22 protein-coding genes and 1 tRNA gene are annotated in these 23,189 nt (G+C 36.3%); 5 read left to right on the forward strand and 18 right to left on the reverse strand.

The features are described 5' to 3' along the window. Positions 1 to 133: 133 nt before the first annotated feature. The 5 genes from thrS (at position 134) to BMW64_RS15825 (ending at position 5,025) form a co-directional block, all read left to right on the forward strand. Positions 134 to 2,053 carry a threonine--tRNA ligase gene (gene thrS / locus BMW64_RS15800; RefSeq protein ID WP_090000919.1) on the forward strand — a complete coding sequence of 640 codons (1,920 nt, stop codon included), beginning with the start codon at positions 134 to 136 and terminating at the stop codon, positions 2,051 to 2,053. Between the two features lie 151 nt (positions 2,054 to 2,204). Then, complete coding sequence (gene infC / locus BMW64_RS15805) at positions 2,205 to 2,705, forward strand: translation initiation factor IF-3 (protein WP_177175308.1); 501 nt, start codon at positions 2,205 to 2,207, stop codon at positions 2,703 to 2,705. Between the two features lie 377 nt (positions 2,706 to 3,082). Next, the gene (gene rpmI / locus BMW64_RS15815; protein ID WP_090000921.1) at positions 3,083 to 3,280 is read left to right on the forward strand and encodes a 50S ribosomal protein L35; all 198 of its coding nucleotides are present in this window, start codon (positions 3,083 to 3,085) and stop codon (positions 3,278 to 3,280) included. A gap of 122 nt (positions 3,281 to 3,402) precedes the next feature. Beyond that, positions 3,403 to 3,747, forward strand: a complete 345-nt coding sequence (gene rplT / locus BMW64_RS15820) for a 50S ribosomal protein L20 (RefSeq protein ID WP_034694451.1) — start codon at positions 3,403 to 3,405, stop codon at positions 3,745 to 3,747. Between the two features lie 102 nt (positions 3,748 to 3,849). Continuing rightward, positions 3,850 to 5,025 (forward strand): M28 family peptidase, encoded by a 1,176-nt coding sequence (locus BMW64_RS15825; RefSeq protein WP_090000922.1) that lies wholly within the window; start codon positions 3,850 to 3,852, stop codon positions 5,023 to 5,025. 67 nt (positions 5,026 to 5,092) lie between these two features. Here the strand turns inward: BMW64_RS15825 and hisIE are convergent, their stop codons facing one another. From hisIE to BMW64_RS15915, 18 genes are all read right to left on the reverse strand, one after another. Continuing rightward, complete coding sequence (gene hisIE / locus BMW64_RS15830) at positions 5,093 to 5,683, reverse strand: bifunctional phosphoribosyl-AMP cyclohydrolase/phosphoribosyl-ATP diphosphatase HisIE (protein WP_090000923.1); 591 nt, start codon at positions 5,681 to 5,683, stop codon at positions 5,093 to 5,095. After that, positions 5,680 to 6,432: an imidazole glycerol phosphate synthase subunit HisF gene (gene hisF, locus BMW64_RS15835; RefSeq protein WP_090000924.1), complete on the reverse strand. Its 753-nt coding sequence runs from the start codon at positions 6,430 to 6,432 to the stop codon at positions 5,680 to 5,682. Before hisF ends, hisIE begins: the two co-directional genes overlap by 4 nt. Then, positions 6,425 to 7,144 carry a 1-(5-phosphoribosyl)-5-[(5-phosphoribosylamino)methylideneamino]imidazole-4-carboxamide isomerase gene (gene hisA / locus BMW64_RS15840; RefSeq protein WP_090000925.1) on the reverse strand — a complete coding sequence of 240 codons (720 nt, stop codon included), beginning with the start codon at positions 7,142 to 7,144 and terminating at the stop codon, positions 6,425 to 6,427. The genes hisF and hisA overlap by 8 nt, the downstream gene beginning before the upstream one ends. Positions 7,145 to 7,146: 2 nt before the next feature. Beyond that, positions 7,147 to 7,725, reverse strand: coding sequence for an imidazole glycerol phosphate synthase subunit HisH (gene hisH, locus BMW64_RS15845; protein ID WP_090000926.1), 579 nt, complete (start codon positions 7,723 to 7,725; stop codon positions 7,147 to 7,149). A 1-nt stretch (position 7,726) separates the two neighbouring features. Continuing rightward, positions 7,727 to 8,821, reverse strand: a complete 1,095-nt coding sequence (gene hisB, locus BMW64_RS15850) for a bifunctional histidinol-phosphatase/imidazoleglycerol-phosphate dehydratase HisB (protein ID WP_090000927.1) — start codon at positions 8,819 to 8,821, stop codon at positions 7,727 to 7,729. 4 nt (positions 8,822 to 8,825) lie between these two features. Next, positions 8,826 to 9,851: a histidinol-phosphate transaminase gene (gene hisC / locus BMW64_RS15855; RefSeq protein WP_090000928.1), complete on the reverse strand. Its 1,026-nt coding sequence runs from the start codon at positions 9,849 to 9,851 to the stop codon at positions 8,826 to 8,828. Further along, entirely contained in the window at positions 9,838 to 11,130 is a 1,293-nt protein-coding gene (hisD, locus tag BMW64_RS15860; RefSeq protein ID WP_090000929.1) for a histidinol dehydrogenase, read from the reverse strand. Before hisD ends, hisC begins: the two co-directional genes overlap by 14 nt. Before the next feature lies 1 nt (position 11,131). Further along, a complete protein-coding gene (gene hisG / locus BMW64_RS15865; RefSeq protein ID WP_090000930.1) occupies positions 11,132 to 11,989 on the reverse strand; it encodes an ATP phosphoribosyltransferase in 858 nt (285 codons plus the stop codon). Positions 11,990 to 12,241: 252 nt separating this feature from the next. After that, complete coding sequence (locus BMW64_RS15870) at positions 12,242 to 13,336, reverse strand: glycosyltransferase family 4 protein (protein WP_090000931.1); 1,095 nt, start codon at positions 13,334 to 13,336, stop codon at positions 12,242 to 12,244. Next, positions 13,333 to 14,109, reverse strand: coding sequence for a polysaccharide deacetylase family protein (locus tag BMW64_RS15875; RefSeq protein ID WP_090000932.1), 777 nt, complete (start codon positions 14,107 to 14,109; stop codon positions 13,333 to 13,335). Before BMW64_RS15875 ends, BMW64_RS15870 begins: the two co-directional genes overlap by 4 nt. Position 14,110: 1 nt before the next feature. After that, on the reverse strand, positions 14,111 to 15,040 hold the full coding sequence (locus BMW64_RS15880) for a glycosyltransferase family 2 protein (RefSeq protein ID WP_090000962.1): 930 nt from the start codon (positions 15,038 to 15,040) through the stop codon (positions 14,111 to 14,113). Positions 15,041 to 15,044: 4 nt separating this feature from the next. After that, positions 15,045 to 16,214 (reverse strand): glycosyltransferase family 87 protein, encoded by a 1,170-nt coding sequence (locus tag BMW64_RS15885; RefSeq protein ID WP_090000933.1) that lies wholly within the window; start codon positions 16,212 to 16,214, stop codon positions 15,045 to 15,047. A 28-nt stretch (positions 16,215 to 16,242) separates the two neighbouring features. Beyond that, positions 16,243 to 17,055 (reverse strand): 2,3,4,5-tetrahydropyridine-2,6-dicarboxylate N-succinyltransferase, encoded by an 813-nt coding sequence (locus BMW64_RS15890; RefSeq protein ID WP_090000934.1) that lies wholly within the window; start codon positions 17,053 to 17,055, stop codon positions 16,243 to 16,245. A 102-nt stretch (positions 17,056 to 17,157) separates the two neighbouring features. Continuing rightward, complete coding sequence (locus BMW64_RS15895; RefSeq protein ID WP_090000935.1) at positions 17,158 to 17,730, reverse strand: C40 family peptidase; 573 nt, start codon at positions 17,728 to 17,730, stop codon at positions 17,158 to 17,160. 148 nt (positions 17,731 to 17,878) lie between these two features. Next, on the reverse strand, positions 17,879 to 18,250 hold the full coding sequence (locus BMW64_RS15900) for a hypothetical protein (protein ID WP_090000936.1): 372 nt from the start codon (positions 18,248 to 18,250) through the stop codon (positions 17,879 to 17,881). A gap of 24 nt (positions 18,251 to 18,274) precedes the next feature. Next, positions 18,275 to 18,348: transfer RNA gene (locus tag BMW64_RS15905), tRNA-Ala, on the reverse strand. A 196-nt stretch (positions 18,349 to 18,544) separates the two neighbouring features. Next, positions 18,545 to 19,960 (reverse strand): efflux transporter outer membrane subunit, encoded by a 1,416-nt coding sequence (locus BMW64_RS15910; RefSeq protein ID WP_090000937.1) that lies wholly within the window; start codon positions 19,958 to 19,960, stop codon positions 18,545 to 18,547. 79 nt (positions 19,961 to 20,039) lie between these two features. Beyond that, positions 20,040 to 23,186 carry an efflux RND transporter permease subunit gene (locus BMW64_RS15915; protein WP_090000938.1) on the reverse strand — a complete coding sequence of 1,049 codons (3,147 nt, stop codon included), beginning with the start codon at positions 23,184 to 23,186 and terminating at the stop codon, positions 20,040 to 20,042. Between the last annotated feature and the right edge of the window lie 3 nt (positions 23,187 to 23,189).

The raw sequence follows: 23,189 nt of genomic DNA on the forward strand, positions 1-23,189 counted from the left end.
GGTTGATATTATTTCAATCTTTAAAAACGGTTTTATTTGCTTTTTAGTATTAAATCTTCCGCCAAATAGATACATCTGTAGCATTTTAAATAAAAATTCCGTATTTTTGCATCTTAAAATTTCTTAGTAAACAATGATAAAAATTACACTTCCAGACAATAGTGTCAAAGAATTCGAGGCGGGAGTTACTCCGCTAGATGTGGCAAAATCTATAAGCGAGGGATTGGCTAGAAACACCATTTCCGCAATTGTTAATGACAAACAAGTAGAAACAACCACACCTATTACCACGGATTCTACGGTACAACTATTGACATGGAATGATGATCTTGGAAAGAAAGCATTTTGGCATTCTTCTGCCCACCTTCTGGCGCAGGCAATCCTTGAATTTTATCCTAATGCTAAGTTAACGATCGGTCCTGCTATCGAAAGCGGTTTCTATTATGATGTAGATTTCGGTGACGAAAGTTTATCTGAAAAAGACTTCGAGAAAATTGAAAAGAAAGTATTGGAAAATGCTAAAAAAGGTTCAACTTTTTCATTGTACCCTGTTTCTAAAGAAGAAGCATTAAAAGTCTACGCAGATAATCCTTATAAAGTAGAACTGATCTCTAATCTGAATGATGGGGAAATCACTTTTGTAACCCACGATGATTTTACAGATCTTTGTCGTGGAGGACATATTCCGAATACAAGTATTGTAAAAGCTGTTAAGATTTTAAATGCAGCCGGAGCTTACTGGAGAGGAAATGAAAAAAATCCTCAGCTGACAAGAGTATATGGTATTTCTTTTCCTAAACAGAAAGAATTAACAGAATATCTTGAAAGGCTTGAAGAAGCCAAAAGAAGAGATCACAGAAAATTAGGTAAAGAATTAGGAATCTTTGCTTTTTCTGAAAAAGTAGGTGCCGGGTTGCCGCTTTGGTTGCCAAAAGGAACTGCCTTAAGAAGAAAACTGGAGAATTTCCTTTCTGCCGCTCAGAAAAAGGGAGGTTATGAATTCGTAATGTCGCCACATATCGGGGCAAAAGAATTGTATGTAACTTCCGGTCACTGGGATAAATATGGAGCAGACAGCTTCCAGCCGATCAAAACTCCGAATGAAGGAGAAGAATTCATGCTGAAGCCGATGAACTGTCCTCACCACTGTGAAATTTATAAAACTTCGCAATGGAGCTACAGAGACTTACCGAAAAGATACGCAGAATTCGGAACAGTTTACCGATATGAGCAATCAGGAGAGCTTCACGGTTTGACAAGAGTTCGTGGATTTACTCAGGATGATGCACACTTATTCTGTACTCCGGATCAGCTTTTGGGTGAGTTTGAAAAAGTTATTGATCTTGTACTTTATGTTTTCAGATCATTAGGTTTTGAAGATTTTGTGACTCAGGTTTCATTAAGAGATCCTGAAAACAGAGAAAAATATATAGGCTCCGACGAAAACTGGGAAAAAGCCGAAAATGCAATCATCACAGCGGCGAAAAACAAAGGTTTGAAAACGGTTGTTGAATACGGTGAAGCAGCATTCTACGGTCCTAAGCTTGATTTCATGGTAAAGGATGCTTTAGGCAGAAAATGGCAGCTTGGAACGATCCAGGTTGATTATAACTTGCCGGAAAGATTTGATCTTCACTATATCGGAAATGATAATGAGAAGCACAGACCGGTAATGATTCACAGAGCGCCGTTTGGCTCTATGGAGCGCTTTATTGCGATCCTTCTGGAGAATACTGCCGGAGACTTCCCGTTGTGGCTAAGCCCGGATCAGTTTATTATCCTGCCCATCAGTGAAAAATATGCAGATTATGCTAAAAAAGTTTCAGAATTTTTAGAAAATCACGATATTAGCGGTCAGATTGATAACAGAAACGAAAAGACGGGTAAAAAGATCCGTGATGCAGAATTAAACAAAATTCCATTCATGCTGGTTGTAGGTGAAAATGAAGAGAAGGATGGCACAATTTCTGTACGTAGACGGGGTGAAGGCGATTTAGGAGCTATGAATCTTGAGGATTTCGTTTCTTATTTCAAAAAAGAATCTGCGATATAAAAATCAACGATTCAAAATTCAGTATTGAAATAGTATATAAATTAATACTGGATATAATTAAATTAGAGTTAACCAATAAAATTATAATACAATAGCACAAAGATTTAACAACAGGGGCCCACAGAGACGTCCGGTACAGGAGGACGCTCACTTGATCAACGATAAAATTCGTGTGAGAGAGCTTCGTTTAGTGGGCGATAACGTAGAGCCGGGAGTATATCCTACAGAAAAAGCAAGACAGATTGCTCAGGAGCAGGAGCTTGATCTGGTAGTAATTTCCGATAAGGCTGAACCGTTTATTGCTAGAGTTTTGGACTATAAAAAGTTCTTATACGAGCAAAAGAAAAAACAGAAGGAACTTAAAGCCAAGCAGGTAAAAGTGGTCGTAAAAGAAATCCGTTTCGGACCTCAGACCGACGAACACGATTACGAATTTAAGAAGAAGCATGCTGAAAAATTCCTTGAGGAAGGTTCAAAATTAAAGACCTACGTATTTTTTAAAGGACGTTCGATTATCTTTAAGGACCAGGGAGAAATCCTTCTTTTAAAACTTGCCCAGGAGCTGGAGCATGTTGGAAAAGTAGATCAGCTTCCCAAACTTGAAGGAAAGAGAATGATTATGATGATGAGTCCTAAAAAACCGGCTAAATAATCTATAATGTATGATCATCGGTTTTAAAGCTTTAGGCTTACTGATGATTTAAGATAACAAAAGGAGATTTTCTATGAAAGTCTCTTTTTGTATTATTATTTTTAGTAATTTTGCAGACGCGATTATTTGCGTGAGGGATAGTAATGAAAAGCCCACAGCAAGCGAAGGAAATAGCGCTGAGCGAGGACTTGTAATGAATAGCCCGACCCGAGTGAGTGAGTGGGGCGAAGCGGAACGAACGAGCGAGGGACACGCCCAGAGTAATGTAACAATTTCAAAAGTATAACAGTGTAACAACTATTTGTCATTGCTATATGGTGAACGAATACATTACTTATTGAAAAAGAATTGATAACAAAACAATAAAAAGCAAAACAATGCCAAAATTAAAAACGAAATCAGGTGCTAAGAAACGTTTTGCTCTTACCGGTTCTGGTAAGATCAAAAGAAAAAATGCTTTCAAAAGCCACATCTTAACAAAGAAAGAAACTAAGCAGAAGAGAAATCTTACGCAAACTTCTTACGTTGCTTCTGTGGACGAGAAAAGTGTTAAACGTCAATTAGCAATTAAGTAGTTTTTATAAATCTATATTTCGGTTTATAAGAATTCAAAACAAATTCAACATTTTAACCCTGAAATGGAGCAACTAAGAGTAATGAAATATTTACCGCACATTTCAAAAAAACAATTTAAATTATGCCAAGATCAGTAAATGCCGTAGCTTCAAGAGCTCGCAGAAAGAAAATTTTTAAGCAAGCTAAAGGTTTTTTCGGTAGAAGAAAGAACGTTTGGACGGTAGCTAAAAACGCGGTAGAAAAAGCAATGCAATATGCTTACCGTGGTAGAAAAGAGAAGAAAAGAAACTTCAGAGCACTTTGGATCACTCGTATCAATGCGGGAACCAGAGAGCACGGAATGTCTTACTCTCAATTTATGGGAGCTCTTAAAAAGAACAACATTGAGCTTAACAGAAAAGTTTTAGCAGATTTAGCAATGAATCACCCTGAAGCTTTCAAAGCAGTTGTAGATCAAGTAAAATAATGTAAAATTTTTGTTATCAATATAAATCCCGGGTTTTTTGCCTGGGATTTTTTTATTATATACATTTGCTAATTATTAAATACGTAAAAATTTTATTTAAAAGTGAAAAAACTAAGTACTCTTCTGCTTATTTCTTTAGCATCCTATGGCTTGCAGGCTCAAAGTTTTATTCAGGCTTATAAAAACCGGGCCGATCAGGTTTCCCAAACCAATATTACCACCCTTCTCCAGGAATTTGAAAATCTCGGCGTGAAAACCACCGGATCAGCGGCCAATACAAATGCCTTGAACTGGCTGAAAGCTAAATATCAGTCTTATGGGTATTCTGCTAATCAGATTACGGAAGATGCTTTTACATTTGGAGGAAATGTAAATTCAAAAAATTTAATTATAACGAAGACAGGAACGCTTTATCCTAATATTTATGTTATTATATGCGGTCATTACGATACGATTACAGGTCCCGGTGTGAGTGACAATGGCAGTGGAACTTCAATCATTCTCGAAGCAGCAAGAATTCTGAAAGATATTCCAACTGAGTATTCAATCAAATTTATTCATTTTTCCGGTGAAGAGCAGGGATTGCAAGGTAGTGGCCATTACGCCGACAATGTAGTTTTCCAAAATGGCGTGCGACAACTTAATGTTCGGTTAGTCTTTAATATCGACCAGGTAGGTGGACAACTTGGTAATATTAATGACGCTATAAAATGCGAGAGTGATCAATCCGGACAAACGGGCAATAATGCACAGTCGCTTGCTTTCACTCAACAATTGGCTAACTGTACGGAATTATATTCTCCGTTGCAAACTGTCATGTCTAATGCATATTCTTCTGATTATATGCCTTTTGAAGCAAATGGTGATATCATTACAGGATTTTATGAAAATGAAAGAAGTTACAATGAACATACCATAAATGATACTTTTGCCAATGTAGATCCAGTATATGTATTTAACGTAGGAAAGGCTGCTGTTGGAGCATTGCAACATTTTGCCACGGCAACGACTGCTCAGCTTGGTACTAAAGATGTAAGTTTAAATTCTTTAGAATCAGTCAAAATCTATCCTAATCCTTCCCGGGATTTTATCAATATTGAAGTGCCGAAAGATATTAAAGATTTTCATGTAGAAATCACAGATATGAACGGCCGTTTAATTAGCAATACGCAAAATGAGACAAAGATCAACGTTGCAGCACTGGCTAACGGTGCTTATTTGTGTAATATAAAAACAAATAATCAAACTGCGGTAAGAAAAATTGTTATTGGAAAATAATTAGTTTTCGTAGATATGGGGTTTCGGCGGGCAAAGCCCGCCGAAACCTTTTTAAGCCATTATCATTTTATTTGCTACGTTCAATAAGAATTTGTTCGATATCACGTAAGCTCAAATTTTTATATTTTAGCAAAATCAAAAAGTGATATAGAAGATCGGCTGCTTCATTTTTGAAAAGATTATCATCGTTATCTTTGGCTTCAATAACCAGCTCTACAGCTTCCTCTCCTACTTTTTGGGCGATTTTATTTATTCCTTTCCGGAACAGTGAATAAGTATATGAATTTTCTGCTTTTTCATTAATTCGCCGGTTGATATTGTCTTCCAGTTCAAATATAAATCCTTTGGAATCTTTATCACCAAAACAACTGAAACTTCCTGTATGACAAACGGTGTTTTTAGGCAAAGCTTTAATTAATATCGTGTCCTGATCGCAATCTGTAGTTATACTTTCTACGGTAAGGAAATTTCCCGACTCCTCACCTTTTGTCCATAACCTGTTTTTTGAACGGCTGAAAAATGTGACTATTCCTTCTTTTTCGGTTTTTTCAAGAGCTTCTTCATTCATGTAACCTAACATTAAAACCTGCAATGTCCTGCTATCCTGTATAATGACAGGGACTAAACCGTTTTCATTTTTATTAAAATTAATTTTCATCGTATGGTTAAATTTTTAGATTTTAATTCACTTTTCAAATCCTGAATTTTTATTTCATTGAAATGGAAAACGGTTGCTGCCAGAGCCCCGGTAGCTTTGGTTTGTTTAAAAACCATTTCAAAATCTGCAATTTTTCCAGCTCCTCCGGAAGCGATTACAGGAATATTTACATTTTCTGAAATCAACTTCGTCATTCTAAGATCGAAACTGCTTTTAGTTCCGTCACCGTCCATTGAAGTCAGTAAAATTTCTCCTGCGCCTAAATCTTCAGCTATCTTTGCCCATTCTAAAGTTTTTATCCCGGTATTTTCTCTCCCTCCTTTAATATGAACAAAGTCACCCGTGTCTGCAAATTTTGTGTCAATAGCCACTACAACACACTGACTTCCAAATTCTTTAGAAAGATCATCAATAAGCTGTGGACTTTTAACTGCCGAAGAATTTATACTTATTTTATCGGCTCCGGCTTCGAGTAATATTCTCACATCTTCAATGCTTGCAATTCCACCGCCGACAGTAAAAGGAACGCTGAGTTCTGTGGCAATATTCTTTACAAGTTCAACGAATGTCTTGCGTTTTTCCAACGTTGCCGTAATATCAAGAAATACCAGTTCATCGGCACCTTCCTGTTCGTATTTTTTTGCAAGTTCAACAGGATTGCCTGCATTTATGAGTCCTTTAAAATTAATTCCTTTTACGGTCGTCCCATCTTTGATATCCAAACAGGGAATTATTCTTTTTTTAAGCATTTTGAATAAAATTTTGTAGTTGATTTAAACTGATTCTGCCTTCATAAATTGCCTTTCCGATAATGGTTCCGGAACATCCTATTTCTTTCATTTTATAAACATCTTCCAGACAAGATATGCCTCCGCTTGCGGTAAGCTGTACAGCAGTTTGATTTAAAATATCCTGATAAAGTTCTGTGGAAGGCCCTTCCAGCATTCCGTCTTTTGAAATATCAGTACAGATCACATTTTTTATTCCTTTTTTCTGATATTCAAGAATAAATTCTATAATATTAAGTTCACTTTCTTCGAGCCAGCCTGAAGTTTTTATTTTCCGCTGAAAACAGTCAGCACCAAGAATAATTTTTTCTCCGTATCGATCAATCAAGCTGGAACAAAATTCAGGATCCTGAACCGAAATGCTTCCAATGGTAATTTGTTTCGCTCCCGAATTAAATGCAATTTCAATATCTTCTAAAGTTTTTAAACCACCACCGAAATCTATTTCCAAAGATGTCTCTTTCGCTATGGTTTCTAAAACTTTTTGGTTGACAATATGTTTTGATTTTGCACCGTCAAGATCTACTAAGTGAAGATATTTTATCCCAAAGTTTTCAAATTCTTTGGCAATTTCAAGAGGATTTTCATTATATATCTTTTTTGTCCCGTAGTCGCCTTTCGACAGTCGGACACATTTTCCGTCGATAATATCAATGGCGGGAATGATTTTCATAATTAGAGGTTTAAGAAGTTTTTAAGTAGAATATTTCCTGTTTTTCCTGATTTTTCAGGGTGAAACTGTGTGGCAAAGAAGTTATTCTTTTGTAAAGTTGCACTAAAAGGTAAAATGTAATTGCAGACAGAAGTTGTATTCTGTGATAGCCCGCAATAAAAACTATGAACAAAATAAAAATCGTCTTCCGCCTTAATTCCTGAGAAAATATCTGACGTAAGATCGGAAAGCGTATTCCAGCCCATATGCGGAACAATATTTTCCGTAGGGAATTTTTTAACGCTTACATCAAAAATGCCCATTCCTTTTGTGTTTCCTTCTTGATTGTTTCTACACATCAGCTGCATTCCGAGGCAGATACCTAAAACTGGTTGCGTTAAAGTGGGAATTAACTGATCTAACCCTTTCTCTTTTAGTATTTTCATTGTTGAAGAGGCTTCACCGACACCGGGAAAAATGACTTTGTCTGCTTGCTTTATGATTTCAGTATCATCGGTAATAATAGATTCCGCATTTAATCTTGATAGTGCATTCTGTACAGAATTTACATTTCCGCCGTTATATTTTATTATGGCTATCATTTTATAAAGTTCCTTTGGTTGATGGGATATTAAAATTTTGATCCGTTTGGTTTACTGCCATTTTTATGGCTTTTGCAAATGCTTTAAAAATAGATTCAATCTTATGATGTTCATTTTTACCTTCAGCTTTGATGTTGATATTACACTGAGCTGAATCGGTAAAAGATTTAAAGAAGTGAAAAAACATTTCCGTAGGGACATCCCCTATTTTTTCTCTTTTAAAATTGACGTCCCACACCAGCCAGGAACGCCCACCAAAATCAATGGCCACCTGTGCCAGACAGTCGTCCATCGGAAGAAGAAAACCATATCTTTCAATACCTTTTTTCCTGCCTAATGCTTTTGCAAAAGCTTCTCCTAAAACAATTCCTGTATCTTCAATCGTATGGTGTTCATCAAGATGTAAATCTCCTTTTGCATTAATTTTTAAGTCGATATTGCCATGTCTTGAAATCTGCTCAAGCATGTGATTGAAGAATTGAAGCCCGGTTTCGATGTTGGCCTGGCCGTTTCCGTCCAGATTGATTTCAATTTCGATCGCTGTTTCATTGGTTTTTCTTGCTACTGTTGCCTTTCTGGGAGTTTTTTTAAGATACAGGTAAATTTCACTCCAACTTTCTGTTGTCAGTTCGGCATCTACATTTTGAGTTTTATTGATATAAATAGCTTTTGAGCCCAAATTCTTTGCTAACTGAATATCCGTTATTCTGTCACCGATCACAAATGAATTTTTAAGATCATAGTTTCCGTAGATGTATTTTCCCAATAATCCAGTTCTGGGTTTTCTAGTTGGAAGATTTTCATGTTCAAAGCTCCTGTCAATGAGAATATCGTTAAAAATAATCCCTTCGTTTTCAAATGACTTCAACATTTTTTCGTGAGGGTTAATAAAGCTTTCATAAGGAAAACTTGTTGTTCCTAATCCGTCCTGATTGGTAGTCATGACCAATTCATAATCAAACTCTTTAACGATTTTTGCGAGATTCTGAAAAACTCCCGGATAAAATTCTAATTTATCAAGAGAATCAACCTGGAAATCTGTTGGCGGTTCAATGATTAATGTTCCGTCGCGGTCTATAAATAGTACTTTTTTCATTTAATTAAATTCCTTTTAAAACATTAATTAACTTATTATTCTCTTCTTTTTTTCCAACATTTATTCTGATGCATTCCGGAATCTGAGGACTTCTTTTGCTGGTAAGGATTTCATTTTTCAGTAATTCCTGATATACTTTTTCTGCATTATAAAATTCAATTAAAAAGAAATTAGCATCTGTCGGAAATACTTTTTTAACACATTCTACATTAAGTAATTCATTTTTTATTCTTGAAATTTCATTTAAAGTACTTTTTATATTTTTATCTATAATATTTTTATAACTAATTAATTGCATAATTTTATTTAAACTTAATGAGTTGACGTTATAAGGTGCTTTTACAGTATTAATCAGCTTTATAATTTCATCTGATGAATAAGCGGTGCCTACCCTTGCGCCAGCCATTCCCCACGCTTTTGAAAATGTCTGAAGTACAATAAGATTTGAGTATTTCTCTAAAAGCCTAATGTTCGATTCCTTCTCTGAAAATTCAATATATGCTTCATCAACAACGACAATTCCGTTAAAATTTTTGATGTAGAACTCAATATCTTCTATTGCATTTCCTGTTGGATTATTTGGTGTACAGAGAAAAAAAACTTTAAGATTATTATCTTTAGATATCTTTAAAAATTCTTCTTTATCAATTTCAAAATTTTCATCTAAATCTAGCTGTATCACATTATTTTCATTAATATTAGCATAAAAACCATACATTGTAAATGAAGGATTCATCACTAAAATCGAATCTTTTTTAGGCTCACAAAAGACTTTAAGAATAAGATCAATCAATTCATCACTGCCATTCCCTATTGCAATTTGGTCGACTGAAATATTTTTTATTTCAGCTAGTTTTTGCTTTAGTTCTTTCTGCGTGGAGTCAGGATAACGATTCAGTTCTCCGAACGGACTTTCATTGGCGTCAAGCAGAACAGGTGAAATAAATTCATTTTGATCTCTGAAACTCACATACGGCTTAAGTTCTAATATGTTTTTTCTGACTAAATTATATACATTAAAATTTTTCATTTTCTATTTTTAATCTTATGCTAACGGCATTTCTGTGGGCGAATAATCCTTCTGCTTCTGCCATAGTTTCTATAGTTTTTCCTAAATTTCTCAATCCTTCTTCTGACAGATTCTGAAAAGTAATTTTCTTCACAAAACTGTCAAGTGAAACTCCGCTGTAATTCTTTGCAAATCCATTGGTGGGAAGTGTATGATTTGTGCCGCTTGCATAATCTCCCGCACTTTCGCAGGAAAAGTTTCCCAAAAAGACAGAACCCGCATTTTGAATTTTAGCAATAAAATTTTCAGAATCCTTTATTGCCAGAATTAAATGTTCAGGTGCATACAAATTGCTGAATGCCAATGTATCATCAATCGTGTTGAGTAAAATGAAATGGCTGTTTTTTAAGGCTTCTTTTGCCAATTCATTTCTTGGAAGTGCTGCAAGTTGATTTTCCGTTTCTCTGATGGTTTCGTTAAAAATTTTTTCATCAGTTGAAAGAAAAACTACCTGACTGTCACTTCCATGTTCGGCCTGTGACAGTAAATCGGCTGCACAGAACTCAGGAATTGCCTGTTCGTCGGCGATGACAAGAACTTCACTTGGTCCCGCAGGCATATCGATGGCGACATTATAATTTTGAGCGAATTCTTTTGCGGCGACAACATATTGATTTCCCGGCCCGAAAATTTTGTAAACATTTGGAATACTTTCCGTTCCTAAAGCCATTGCAGCAACGGCCTGGGCCCCACCTACTTTAAAAATTTCAGTTACTCCGCAAAGTTTTGCCGTAAATAAAATGGCAGGATGTATATTTCCTTGAGTATCAGGTGGAGTACATAAAATAATTTCCTTACAGCCGGCTAATTGCGCCGGAATGGCAAGCATCAGAACCGTAGAAAACAGCGGTGCCGTACCGCCAGGAATGTAAATTCCGACTTTATCGATAGGCCTGTTTTCCCGCCAGCAAAATACGCCTTCAGTCGTTTCAATCTTTTCAACTCCAGGGATTTGAGAAGCGTGAAATTTGGTAATGTTTTCCTTTGCTTCCTGAATTGCCGATTTTAAGTCATTCCTGATTTGTTCCTCCGCGTAAGTTATTTCTTCTTCTGAAACTTTGATGTTCTTAGTTTCTGCTCCATCGAATTTTTTATTGAAATTAATCAAAGCCTGATCTCCATTTTTTTCTACCTGTGAAAAAATACCGGCAATTATTTCTGTAAGTTTTTCTTTTTTTATAGCCGGCCTCTTAATGAATTTCGACCATTCATTTTTTTGTGGATATTGTATAACGTTCATTTTAAATCACCATTTTATCAATTGGAATAATAAGAATATCCTGTGCTCCTTTCTCTTTTAGTTCATCAATGACCTCCCAGAAACGGTCTTCATCAATTACAGAGTGGATGCTGCTCCAGCCCTTTTGGGCCAGCGGAATAACGGTTGGACTTTTAAGAACGGGAAGCGTTTTTGAGATGATCTCTATTTTTTCATTCGGGACATTCATCAGGATATATTTGGAATTTTTTGCTTTTAAAACAGCTTTAATCCTGAATAAAAATTTTTCAAGAATAGCAGTTTTTTCTGTGCTGAGTTCTGATGTTTTGGCAAGAACCGCTTCTGAAGTAATAAGGGTCACTGTTTCTCTCAGTCCATTTTTAAACAAAGTACTTCCTGAACTTACGATATCACAGATTCCGTCGGCAAGTCCGATATTGGGCGCAATTTCTACCGAACCTGAAATCACGTGGATATCTGCCGAGATATTATGTTCATCAAGAAAATTTTTAAGTGTATTGGGATAAGAGGTGGCAATTTTTTTACCCTGAAAATAGCTGATATCATCAGTTTCAATTTCCTTAGGGATGGCTAATGATACACGACATTTTGAAAAACCCAGATTTTGAATTATTTGAATGTTTTTTTGTTTTTCAACGATAAGATTTTCTCCGATGATCGCAACATCAACGATTCCGTCTTCAAGGTATTGTGGAATATCAGAGTTCCGTAAATACATGATTTCCATTGGGAAATTATCTACGGAAACTTTTAACTGATCTTTACCGTTGTTGACTAAAATACCGCAATCTTTGAGCAGCTGCAATGATTCGTCGTAAAGTCTGCCGCTTTTTTGTATAGCAATTTTTAATATACTCATTTCACTTTTGTTGTGTCTGAGTAAACAAAATGCTTTAATGGATATAAATTGCCCGGGAAGAATTTAGAAACAAAAAACCGCCTGTTTACTCAGACGGTTTTTAATTATTTTGATTCTTAACGCATTCACATATCAATCAATTCCGTCTTAGCAGAGATGATGATGATAATGATGAACTGTTAAAAAAATCTGTTTCATTTGTTTGAATTGTATGGTGCAAATTTAAAGTAATAAATTTTAAACATGCAAATTTTATCGTAAAATATTTTTATAAAGATTCATTAATTCGGTTGCAATGGGCTCGTCATTAAACTTCTGAACATACTCGAAACCCTTTTCAGCACGTCGTTTTCTTTCCGATTCATTTTGCCATAAAAATTTAATTTTTGCCTGGATGTCAAGATGATTTTTTGGATCAATATAGACAGAATCCGGGCCGCCGGCTTCAGGGAGACAGCTTGTATTGCTCGTGATCACCGCCGTTTTTGAGAATAATGCTTCAATGACAGGAATTCCAAAACCTTCAAAAAAACTTGGATAAATGAATATATCTGCAAGTTTATAGATCACGGCCAATTCATCCATGGAAACGCCTTCAAGGAAATGAACCTTCATTTTATTTTCACGAATAAAACCTTCGACTTTTTTGAAATATTTTGTTTTTTTGCCGACAACGACTAATGGAATATTAGTGTCTTTTAATGCCTTAACAATGTTCAGGAGATTTTTACGCTCCTCAATTGTACCGACGTTTAAAACAAAACGTTCAGGAAGGTTAAATTTTTCTTTTGTCTGTTGAGCAAAATCCTCCGATTGCTGTTCTTTAAATGCTTTGTGACAACCTTGATAAATCACTTGAATTTTAGATTCCGGAACTTTTAGGAACGTAATAATATCCTGTTTTGTCTGTTCAGATATGGCTATGATTTTATCTGCGGAATCTGCTGCTTTTTTAAATTTCCAGAAGTGAATTTTACGGTCAAAAAATGAATAATATCGCGGATACCGAATAAAAATAAGATCATGAATTGTTACGATTTTCTTAATAGGTTTACTGCCCCATTTTAAGGGAAGTTCGCCCGATAAGCCATGAAAAATATCTGCATTCTGATGCTGGGCATCTTTACCCATTTTCAATTGGCGCGAAAAATTTCCTTTTGATGTTTCTACAAAACGAACATTCTGCAAATCAAGAATATTTTTTGCTCTTTCGGATTTATTTTTGTTTAATAAAATATATTCGTTTTCAGGAAAATAGGTTGCTAAAATTCTCACAAGATCCCGCGAATAGTTCCCTAATCCTGAAGTATTGTGAAAAAAACGTTTTGCATCAAAAGCTATTTTCATGAGCCGATCTGTTTTTGAAATTCCTGAAATGTCCCGAATGAATGATTTTTACTTTTTAGCCATAGTAAAAAGTCATCAAAACGTTTTATCATGTCTTCTCCTGAATTTTTTACAGTAAAGCCCGGTAATTTAAATTCATCATCTTTAATTGCTGCAAATTCCCAAGGATGAAAGTAAATATTAAGGTATTTATCTTTTTTTAATGTATCTGAAGCCAGCTTTTTGTAAAAAGACAGCGGAAAATTATGAAAGCTTAGCCAGAATAAAGGAATTCTGAAATTCGGAGAAACCGAAGCCGGAATCTGTGTCACATTTCCTTCTTTAAAATAGGTTCGGGAAACTTTGAGATTATTGTATCTTCCGGGAAGAAATGTGGGGTTAATCGACGAATTATACTGATATCCTGCATTTTCCACTGCATTTTTGCTTACTGGCATCATTCTCGGCATTCTCAAGCCAATAACTTTCGTGTCGAATAATTCTTCCAGCCTTTCTTTTGACTGTTTCAAATGTTCTTCCTTAAAATCAGAATGGTACCAGGTGTGTGAGGCCAGTTCATGGCCTTCATTGATTAATCTTTCGATTAAATGTTTACTGTTTTCCGCAAAAACAACAGTAGAAAAGAATGTCGCTTTTGCATGATGTTTTTTGAGGATATCCAGAATTCTTTCCAAACCCTGCTGGGAAATGGAAATCTGCTTCTGAAAAGAAATTTCACCTTTGTATTCCAATGGCATATCAAATTCCTCAATGTCAAAACTTAATAAAACCATGTTAAAAATTTTTATTTTTGATGATGTAATTTGGTCTGTCTTTTACCTGTTTGAAGATTTTACCTAAATAGATTCCTATGATTCCCAGGATAATCAACTGTAAACCTCCGAAAAAAACAATTGTCATAATGAGCGATGCCCATCCTGAAATCTCCGTTTTGGCGATGAATGAATAGATCACATAGATCGCATATCCTATCACCGAAATAGCAGAAAATAAAAAGCCAAGATAAGCGGCAATGTAAAGTGGTTTAACGCTGAATGCCGTAATTCCCGTAAAAGCAAACGTAATCATTTTTTTAAGATTATAGCTGCTTTTTCCGGAAAGCCTTTCATTGGCAGTAAAGTTTATTCCGGTCTGTTTAAAGCCCATCCAGCTGGTAAGGCCTCTCAAAAAAAGATCATCTTCATGGAAATTGCGCATGACTTCTACTGCTCCGGCATCCATGAGTCTGAAGTCTGATCCACCGCCTTTCGTTAAATCAACATCCGATAAGCCTGAAAGAATTTTATAGAAAAAGTCTGAAGTTTTCCTTTTAAATAAAGAAATTTCCTTAGGATATTTTCTTACGGTAAACACAATATCAAAACCTTCTTCCCATTTTTGAATCAACTCCGGAATAAGTTCCGGAGGATGCTGAAGATCGCCGTCCATTGAGATCACTGCATTTCCGTAAGCATTGTCCATGCCTGCCTTTACCGCGGGCTGATGGCCGAAATTCCTTGAAAACTCAATAAATTTTATCTCTTCATACTGTATTGAAAGTTCTTCTAGTTGTTGTTGGGTTTTGTCCCTGCTACCGTCATTTACGAATATGATTTCAAAACTGTAATGCTCCAGTGTATCGAAAACCTCTTTAATTTTTTGATAAACCAAAGCTACATTTCCTTCTTCGTTATGGGCAGGAATGACTATTGAAATTTTCTTCATATCATTATTCAAGGCTGTAATTTTTCTCAAAATCTTTGGTAAGAAGCTCGTAAATTACCCTTAGCCAGATTACAATGCAAGGTACGGCTTTTAAAGAATATTTAATGATATAATTCTCTTTTACGAATTTCGGGAAAAGATCGGAGGTAGAAAAACACGTAAAGATGATTACGAATACCAATAATCCGATAATAAAAGGACTTCTTTCTTTTTGGAGGAAAAACCAGATCAACACACCAACAACAGCGATGATATAAGTAGGTGACTCCGAACTTGAACTAAATAGCACCAAAAATAACAATGTGGAAGCTAAAATCATCAGCTGGAAAGCATAATGCTTGTATTGTCTTATCCTGAAATAGGGTGCGGCAAAAAGTGGTAATCCGAATGCAAGAAATACTAGATTTGAAATCGATGCGTCACCAAGAATCCGTCTGAAAAATCCCATCAGCGAAATATCCTGCATATTTCCCAAAACCTGATTTTCATTATTCTTTTCTACAATTGACTGAAACCAGTCTGAATAACATTGAATAACAAATCCCGGACTGGAATAAACCATAGGCAATACAAAAAAGAGTACAGCTATGATTATGCCTGAAAGAATAAATTTCACTTTATTTTTAATGAAGAAAAATTGTGATAGCCCTACAATTCCATAGATTTTTACAAACACTCCGATTAAAATTGCCGTTACCGATTTTACCTCCTTTTTTTCATAAATATAAACCGCTGATAACAATAAAAGCCCTGTAAGCGCTACATTAAACTGCAGGCTTAATGCTGCTGTAATATATTCCTGCAAAGCTAACAACCCGAAAAGTGCCTTTTTGAAATCTGAAAACGGTAATTTATAAATACCATAAATAAAAATGAATGTATTGGCAGCATTCCATAAAGATATTCCCAGCCAGTCGGGCATCATGGCAAAAGGTGCAATAAGCGCACTGAAAAAAACACCGTAATGATTTAAATCAAAATAAAGATCGGGATAATGGACAAACAGGTTTTTCTGATGGATCGTATTAAAAAATACATTTTTAAAAATCAGATAATTGTTGATCGCGTAATCTCCCCGTAAATATTTGGAAATCGCAGTGACTATGGATATAATAAGATAAACCCCAAATATATATTTAGGGTTTAGGATTATTTTAAGAAATTTTTCTTTCAAAATATTCGTATTAGTTTAAAATTTACTCTTAAACAGCAACATTATTCTCTCTCAACGCATCATTTAAAGACGTTTTTTTGTCTGTGGATTCCTTCCTCTGGCCGATGATCAAAGCGCACGGAACCTGGTATTCTCCCGCCGGATATTGTTTTGTATAGCTTCCAGGGATCACAACAGAACGAGCAGGAACTCTTCCTTTAATCTCAATTGGTTCAGGACCTGTAACATCGATGATTTTTGTAGATGCCGTAAGAACCACATTCGCTCCCAAAACAGCCTCTTTTTCTACATGTACACCTTCTACCACGATACATCTTGAACCAATAAAGCAGTCGTCTTCAATGATTACCGGAGCAGCCTGAAGCGGTTCCAGAACGCCACCGATTCCTACACCGCCACTAAGGTGAACATTCTTACCGATTTGCGCACAGCTTCCAACGGTTGCCCAGGTATCGACCATCGTTCCTGAATCTACATAAGCACCGATATTCACATAAGATGGCATCATAATTACTCCCGGAGCAATGTAAGCGCCTTCTCTTGCTACTGCATGCGGTACAACTCTCACACCTTTTTCAGCATAGTTTTTCTTTAAAGGCATTTTATCATGAAATTCAAACGGACCTACCTCAATAGTTTCCATTTTCTGGATTGGGAAATACATCACTACTGCTTTTTTCACCCATTCGTTTACCTGCCAGCCATTTTCAGTAGGCTCTGCTGTACGAAGTTCTCCTTTATCAACCAAAGCAATAACCTCCCTGATCGCCTTTTGGCTATCTTCATTCTGCAATAATTCTCTGTTGTCCCAGATATTTTCAATTGTTTGTTGTAACGACATGTTTCTAGTTTAAATTATTCGCGTCAAAGATACAAAAAGTTAAGGAAAATACTCTGAACATAACAATCAGAGGAATATTGTTTTGTTTGTTTTTGGGGAAAATTAAAGTACTCTCTGTGCATGCAGATAAGCTTTATTCCAGTATTTTTCGTTTAATGATGAAATAATAACGCCTTTTGTTGTGGAAGCATGAATAAATTTTACCTCTCCGTCATTACCGATATCGTGAACAATTCCGACATGGGAAACTCTGGTTCCGCCAGCTGTTGCGAAAAATAAAAGATCTCCGGGCTTTACCTCTTTGATGTCTATTTTATTTCCTGCTTCTGCCTGATCCGATGATCTTCTGGGAAGTTTATAATCATTTTCCTCAAAAACCTTTACTGTAAATCCCGAGCAGTCAAATCCTGATGAAGTATTTCCTCCGAATTTATAGGGTGCTCCAAGGTATTTTTCAGCATCTTTCAGAATTTCATTAATGGATGTGGAAATTTTACCGTTAAATTTAGATTCGAGATTTCTGAGATTTTCAGTTTTGGCAACGGATTTTGTAATTGTCTTATGACCGGAAGCTACTTTTTTTGAACTTCCACAGGAAATTGTAATTAAAGATGCAATGAATAAAGCATGAATTGTTTTTAAATGTGTATTTTTTAAATTCAGACAGTTCTTCATATTTCTTTCATTTTACGGTAAAGACCATACAAATATAAATAAATTATGCTTTCAGTTCGCTCAATTTGTGGTATGAAATAAATTGTTCAATATTTAAAAATAAAAAAAAGCTATTCAAACGAATAGCTTTGTATAGTGTAGTATATTATTATGATGTTTTTTCACCTTTCCAGGTTCCGGATTTTGATGGGGTAGGAACTTCATTTACCCATGTTCCGCTTGCCTTCTTATTTGATCTATTCAACTTCCCTATAAATTGTCCGTCAGAAGGCGATCCGATAGTCGCATTAAGATCCCCGGATTCACTCAGTTGTCCTGAAATCTGATAATTTTCTATAGTCTGTTCAGAAGATAAAGTTCCGGTTACTTTTCCGTCGGATGCCACAACAATGTTCCAAGTTCCTTTTTGGGTACCTGTATATGTTCCGGCCCATGTTCCTATGAAGTCATAAATTGTGTCTTCATCTTTGCAGCCCATAAATAAAATAGCGGTGAATACAAGTAAAAATATTTTCTTCATAGTTTTTGTTTTATAAACAAATTGTGGAGAATACGGGGATCGAACCCGTCACCTTTAGACTGCCAGTCTAACGCTCTAGCCAGATGAGCTAATTCCCCATTCATTTTGAATCAGTTTTCTGAAGCGGTACAAAAGTAAGTATTTAAACCACATATACAAACATTTTATTAAATTTTCTTCAAGCGGAATGTGAAATTTATAGCTAATTATCAATTTTTCAGGTATTTTCAAATTAAAATAAAAACGCACGCTAATGAATTTTAACGTGCGTTTTTTAATTTTTTATAGTGAAAATTATTTCCAACCACCTCCAAGAGCCTGATAAAGATCTACGGCAGCCTTCATTTTGCTGTATTCCGCATTGGCAATATTCAGTTCTGCGTTTAGTGAATTTACACTTGCATTCAATACTTCAAGATAATTGGCCATACCGTAATTTACCAGTTCCTGAGAATATTCAACTGAGTTTTTATAAGCATTCAGCTCTTTTTGTTTTAATTCTATAAAAGAATCCTGAACAGAGAAAACTCTTATCGCATCAGAAACTTCTTTTCCTGCAGTAAGTACGGCTTTTCTGAAATTCAGATAAGCGGTTTCCTGATTGGCCAGGCTCACATCGTAATTGGTTCTGATCGCTCTTCTGTTTAAGATCGGCTGTGCCAGACCAGCCACAACATTGGCAAATAATGAATTTACGCTAAATAAATGGTCAATATCAACCGATTGTATACCTCCACTTCCTGTAAGCTTTAAAGTAGGATAAAACTGAGCTTTTGCCGAATTAGTCAATTCAAAAGCATTCATAAGATTATACTCTGCTCTCATTACATCAGGACGGTTAGCAAGCAGCTGTGCCGGATATCCCAGTTTTACGTCTATAGGAAGTTGCTGGCTTTCCAATGTAGAACGTTCTATGGTGTGGGAAGGCTCTCCCATCAAAAGGCTCATGGTATTTTCCAGAAGCTGGATTTGAGTATCAATATCAATCAATAAAGATTTTGCATTAAAAACCAACGCCTCACTCTGCTGAACGGCAACCTCTGTTAATGTTCCCGAAGTTTTTAAAGCTCTTGTTGTTTCAAGGTTTTTTTCACGAACGGCGATTGTCTCATTAATAATTCTTTTCTGAGCATCAAAAGTTAGCAACTGATAATAAGCTGAAGCAATGGAAGCTACAAGATCGCTTTTTACAGCTTTGTGTGCAGCCACGGTTCCAAGATATGCTGCATACTGTGCTTTTTCCTGAGATTTTAATTTTCCCCAGATATCTGCCTCCCATCCGATACTTGCTGTAATATCGTACTGATTAATATATCTTCTCTCTCCGATGATCTGTCCGAATTGGGTGTTGATAGACTGAGTCTGGAATGTGTAATTCGGACCGACGGCCAACGTAGGCTGATAAGCTGCTTTGCTTTGTTTTAAATAAGCTTCTGCGGAGGCAATACTTTGCACTGCGATTCTGATATCAAGATTGTTTTCCAGTGCTTTTGAAATGTGCCTTTGAAGGATAGGATCTGTAAAAATCTCTTTCCAGGAAATATTGGCGATATTTGTACTATCTGAAGGCAGCATATCGGTTCGGTACAGCTTTTCATCTACCACATTGTTGGGTCTGTTGTACTCTTTTCTCGCCATACACGATGAAACAAAGGCAAGAAGTACGACTGAAAAAGTGATTCCTTTTATTATGTTTAAAATATTCTTCATTATTTGAAGTTTAAGGTTAAAGTTCAGGGTTCCGGATTTTCAGTCATTAACCTTCACCGAAACCCTAAACTGTCTTAATTTATTCTGCTAAATTGATTTCTTCTTTTTTAAGAGGTTTGACTTTTTCCTGCAGGTATTCGAAAATAACATACAATACCGGAATTACGAAAAGTCCTAAAATAGTACCTATCAACAATCCGATTGCAGCTCCCGTAGCGATGGATCTATTACCAACCGCACCGATTCCGCTTGCTAAAACCAATGGTAATAGCCCAAAGATGAATGCAAATGAAGTCATCAGGATCGGTCTTAACCTTGCTTTCGCCGCATTGATGGCAGACATGACGATTGTTTCTCCGTGATGCCTTCGCTGAACGGCAAATTCAACAATCAAAATCGCATTTTTCGCTAAAAGTCCAACCAGCATAATCAGGGCAATCTGGAAATAGATATTGTTTTCGAGCCCCATAATTTTCTGTCCGAAATAAGCTCCCATTACCCCCAGAGGAAGTGAAATCACAACGATCAGAGGAAGGATATAACTTTCATATTGTGCTGAAAGAATAAAGTAAACGAAAATTAAACTTAAAGCAAAAATCAGAACTGTCTGGGATCCGGAATTTAATTCCTCTCTGGTTAATCCCGTAAATTCGACATCGTAGTTTTGATTTAATGTTTCTTTCGCTACATCCTGTACAGCTGTAATGGCATCCCCGGAACTGAATCCTGCAGAGTTGGCACCTGTAATTTTTACAGAAGTAAATAAATTATAACGGCTTACAGACTGTGGCCCATACGCCTTTTTCAAAGTCACAAACTGTGAGATCGGCGACATTTCACCTGAACCTGTTTTTACATACAGCTCATTCAAGTTGTCAATATTTTGTCTGTTTTCAGGAAGTGCCTGAACCATTACCCTGAACTGTTTCCCGTATTTGGTAAAGTCAGCTGTGTAAATACCCCCGATATATCCCTGCATGGTTGCAAGAATGTCGCTTACAGAAACACCAAGCTGTTTAGCCAAGGGAACATTGATCTGCATTTCATACTGCGGATATTTTGTGTTGAATGAAGTTTGTGCAAACTCAATTTCCGGTCTTTGCATCAGCTTACCGATAAATTCATTTGTTTTGTTATCAAGGTCTGCATATTCTCCACCGGATTTATCCAAAAGAACCATCTCGAAACCTGCACTGCTACCAAAACCAGGTACACTTGGCGGCTGGAAGAATACTATTTTTGCGTCAGGAACGGCTCCCGTAATACCAAATAATTTTTTAGTAATATCTTCTGAAGTCTGCCCGTCTTTTTTTCTTTCGTCAAATGGTTTTAACTTAACAAAGGCAAGACCGTTATTACTTCCGTTTCCGGAAAGGAAACCTCTACCGGTTGAAATGGTAACGTTTTGAACACCAGGTACTTTTAAAGCTTTAGCCTGAAGCGTTTTCAAAGCATTGTACGTTCTTTCCATTGAAGCTCCCGGAGGAAGCTGAACATCAGTAAAGATAATTCCTCTGTCTTCCGTAGGTACGAAACCTTTCTTCATGGTAGTACTTGCCCAATATAAGATTCCACCTGTAATGGCAAAGATGATCAGGGTTACCCATTTATGTCTTAAAAGGAAAATAAATCCTCTTCCGTAACGTTCTGTCGTTGTTCTGAAAGCAATATTAAACTTATAGAAAAACTTCTGAATGAAATTTAAATTTTTATATTCTGCATGATGCGCATCATGAGGTTTTAAGAATAATGAACATAAAACCGGACTTAATGTCAATGCATTAATTGCCGAAATAATGATTGCCACAATCAGGGTGATACCAAATTGCTGGTAGAAAACTCCCGTTGGACCGGTAATGAATGTTACCGGGATAAATACAGATGCCATTACCAGGGTAATTGAGATAATTGCTCCTGTAATTTCATCCATGGCTTCCACTGTAGCCTTTTTTGCATCGGCAATACCGTGTTCCATCTTGGCATGAACGGCCTCGACGACGACAATAGCATCATCCACCACAATACCAATGGCCAGTACCAAAGCAAATAAGGTTAATAAGTTTAACGAATAGCCAAATAAATTCAGGAAGAAAAAAGCTCCCACAATTGAAACCGGAACAGCAATAGCCGGAATAAGGGTCGACCTGAAATCCTGAAGGAAAATATATACGACAATGAATACCAGAATAAATGCTTCAATTAACGTATGAACTACTTTATCAATTGAAGCTTCTAGGAATTCGTTAGTATCGAAGTTGAAAGTATATTTAATCCCTTCCGGAAAGCTTCCTTCCGCTGATTTTAGGTACGCTTTAATATTTTTAATAATCTCCTGAGCGTTGGAACCTGGTGTCTGGAAAATCCCCATACTGATGGCAGGGTTATTTCCATTTTCGCCGATACCGGTGTAAGATTGTCCTGCAAGCTCTACTTTGGCAACATCTTTTAGCATTAAATTCTGTCCGTTCGCAAGAGATTTAATGATAATATTATCGTATTGTTCCTTATCGTTAAATTTACCAACATATTTAATAATATATTCGAAAGAACTTCCGCTGTTTTGTCCGATAGAACCAGCTGCTGCTTCTCTACTCTGCTCGTTGATCGCATTGGTAACATCGGTTGGGGTTACTCCGTAAGCTGCCATTTTAGCAGGATCCAGCCATACTCTCATGGAATAGTTTTTACCTCCGAAAACGTTGGCATCTCCTACTCCATTAATCCTTTTTAAGTTTGGAATAACATTGATATTCAAAAAGTTCTGAAGGTAAACATCATCAAGATCTTTATTTTCAGAATAGAAAGACATATACATCAAAGCACTGGTCTGCTGCTTCTGAGTTACTACCCCGGAACGTGTTACTTCACTTGGCAACAGTGGCGTTGCTCTGGTTACACGGTTCTGAACGTTTACCGCTGCAATATCAGGATCAATTCCCTGCTTGAAGAATACCTGAATATTGGCTGAACCGTCATTTCCTGCACTGGAAGTGATATAATCCATACCTTCCACCCCATTGATCTGCTCCTCGAGAGGCACGACCACACTTTTCATTACCGTTTCCGCATTGGCTCCGGTGTAGTTTGCTGTAACACTTACCGTAGGAGGTGCAATGTCAGGATATTGTGTCACCGGAAGCGCGATCAGTCCCAATACCCCGAGAATCACAATTAAAATCGAGATTACCGTGGATAAAACCGGTCTGTTTATAAAATTTTTAATCATTTT

Source organism: Chryseobacterium taichungense (assembly GCF_900109935.1).
Lineage (GTDB): Bacteria > Bacteroidota > Bacteroidia > Flavobacteriales > Weeksellaceae > Chryseobacterium > Chryseobacterium taichungense.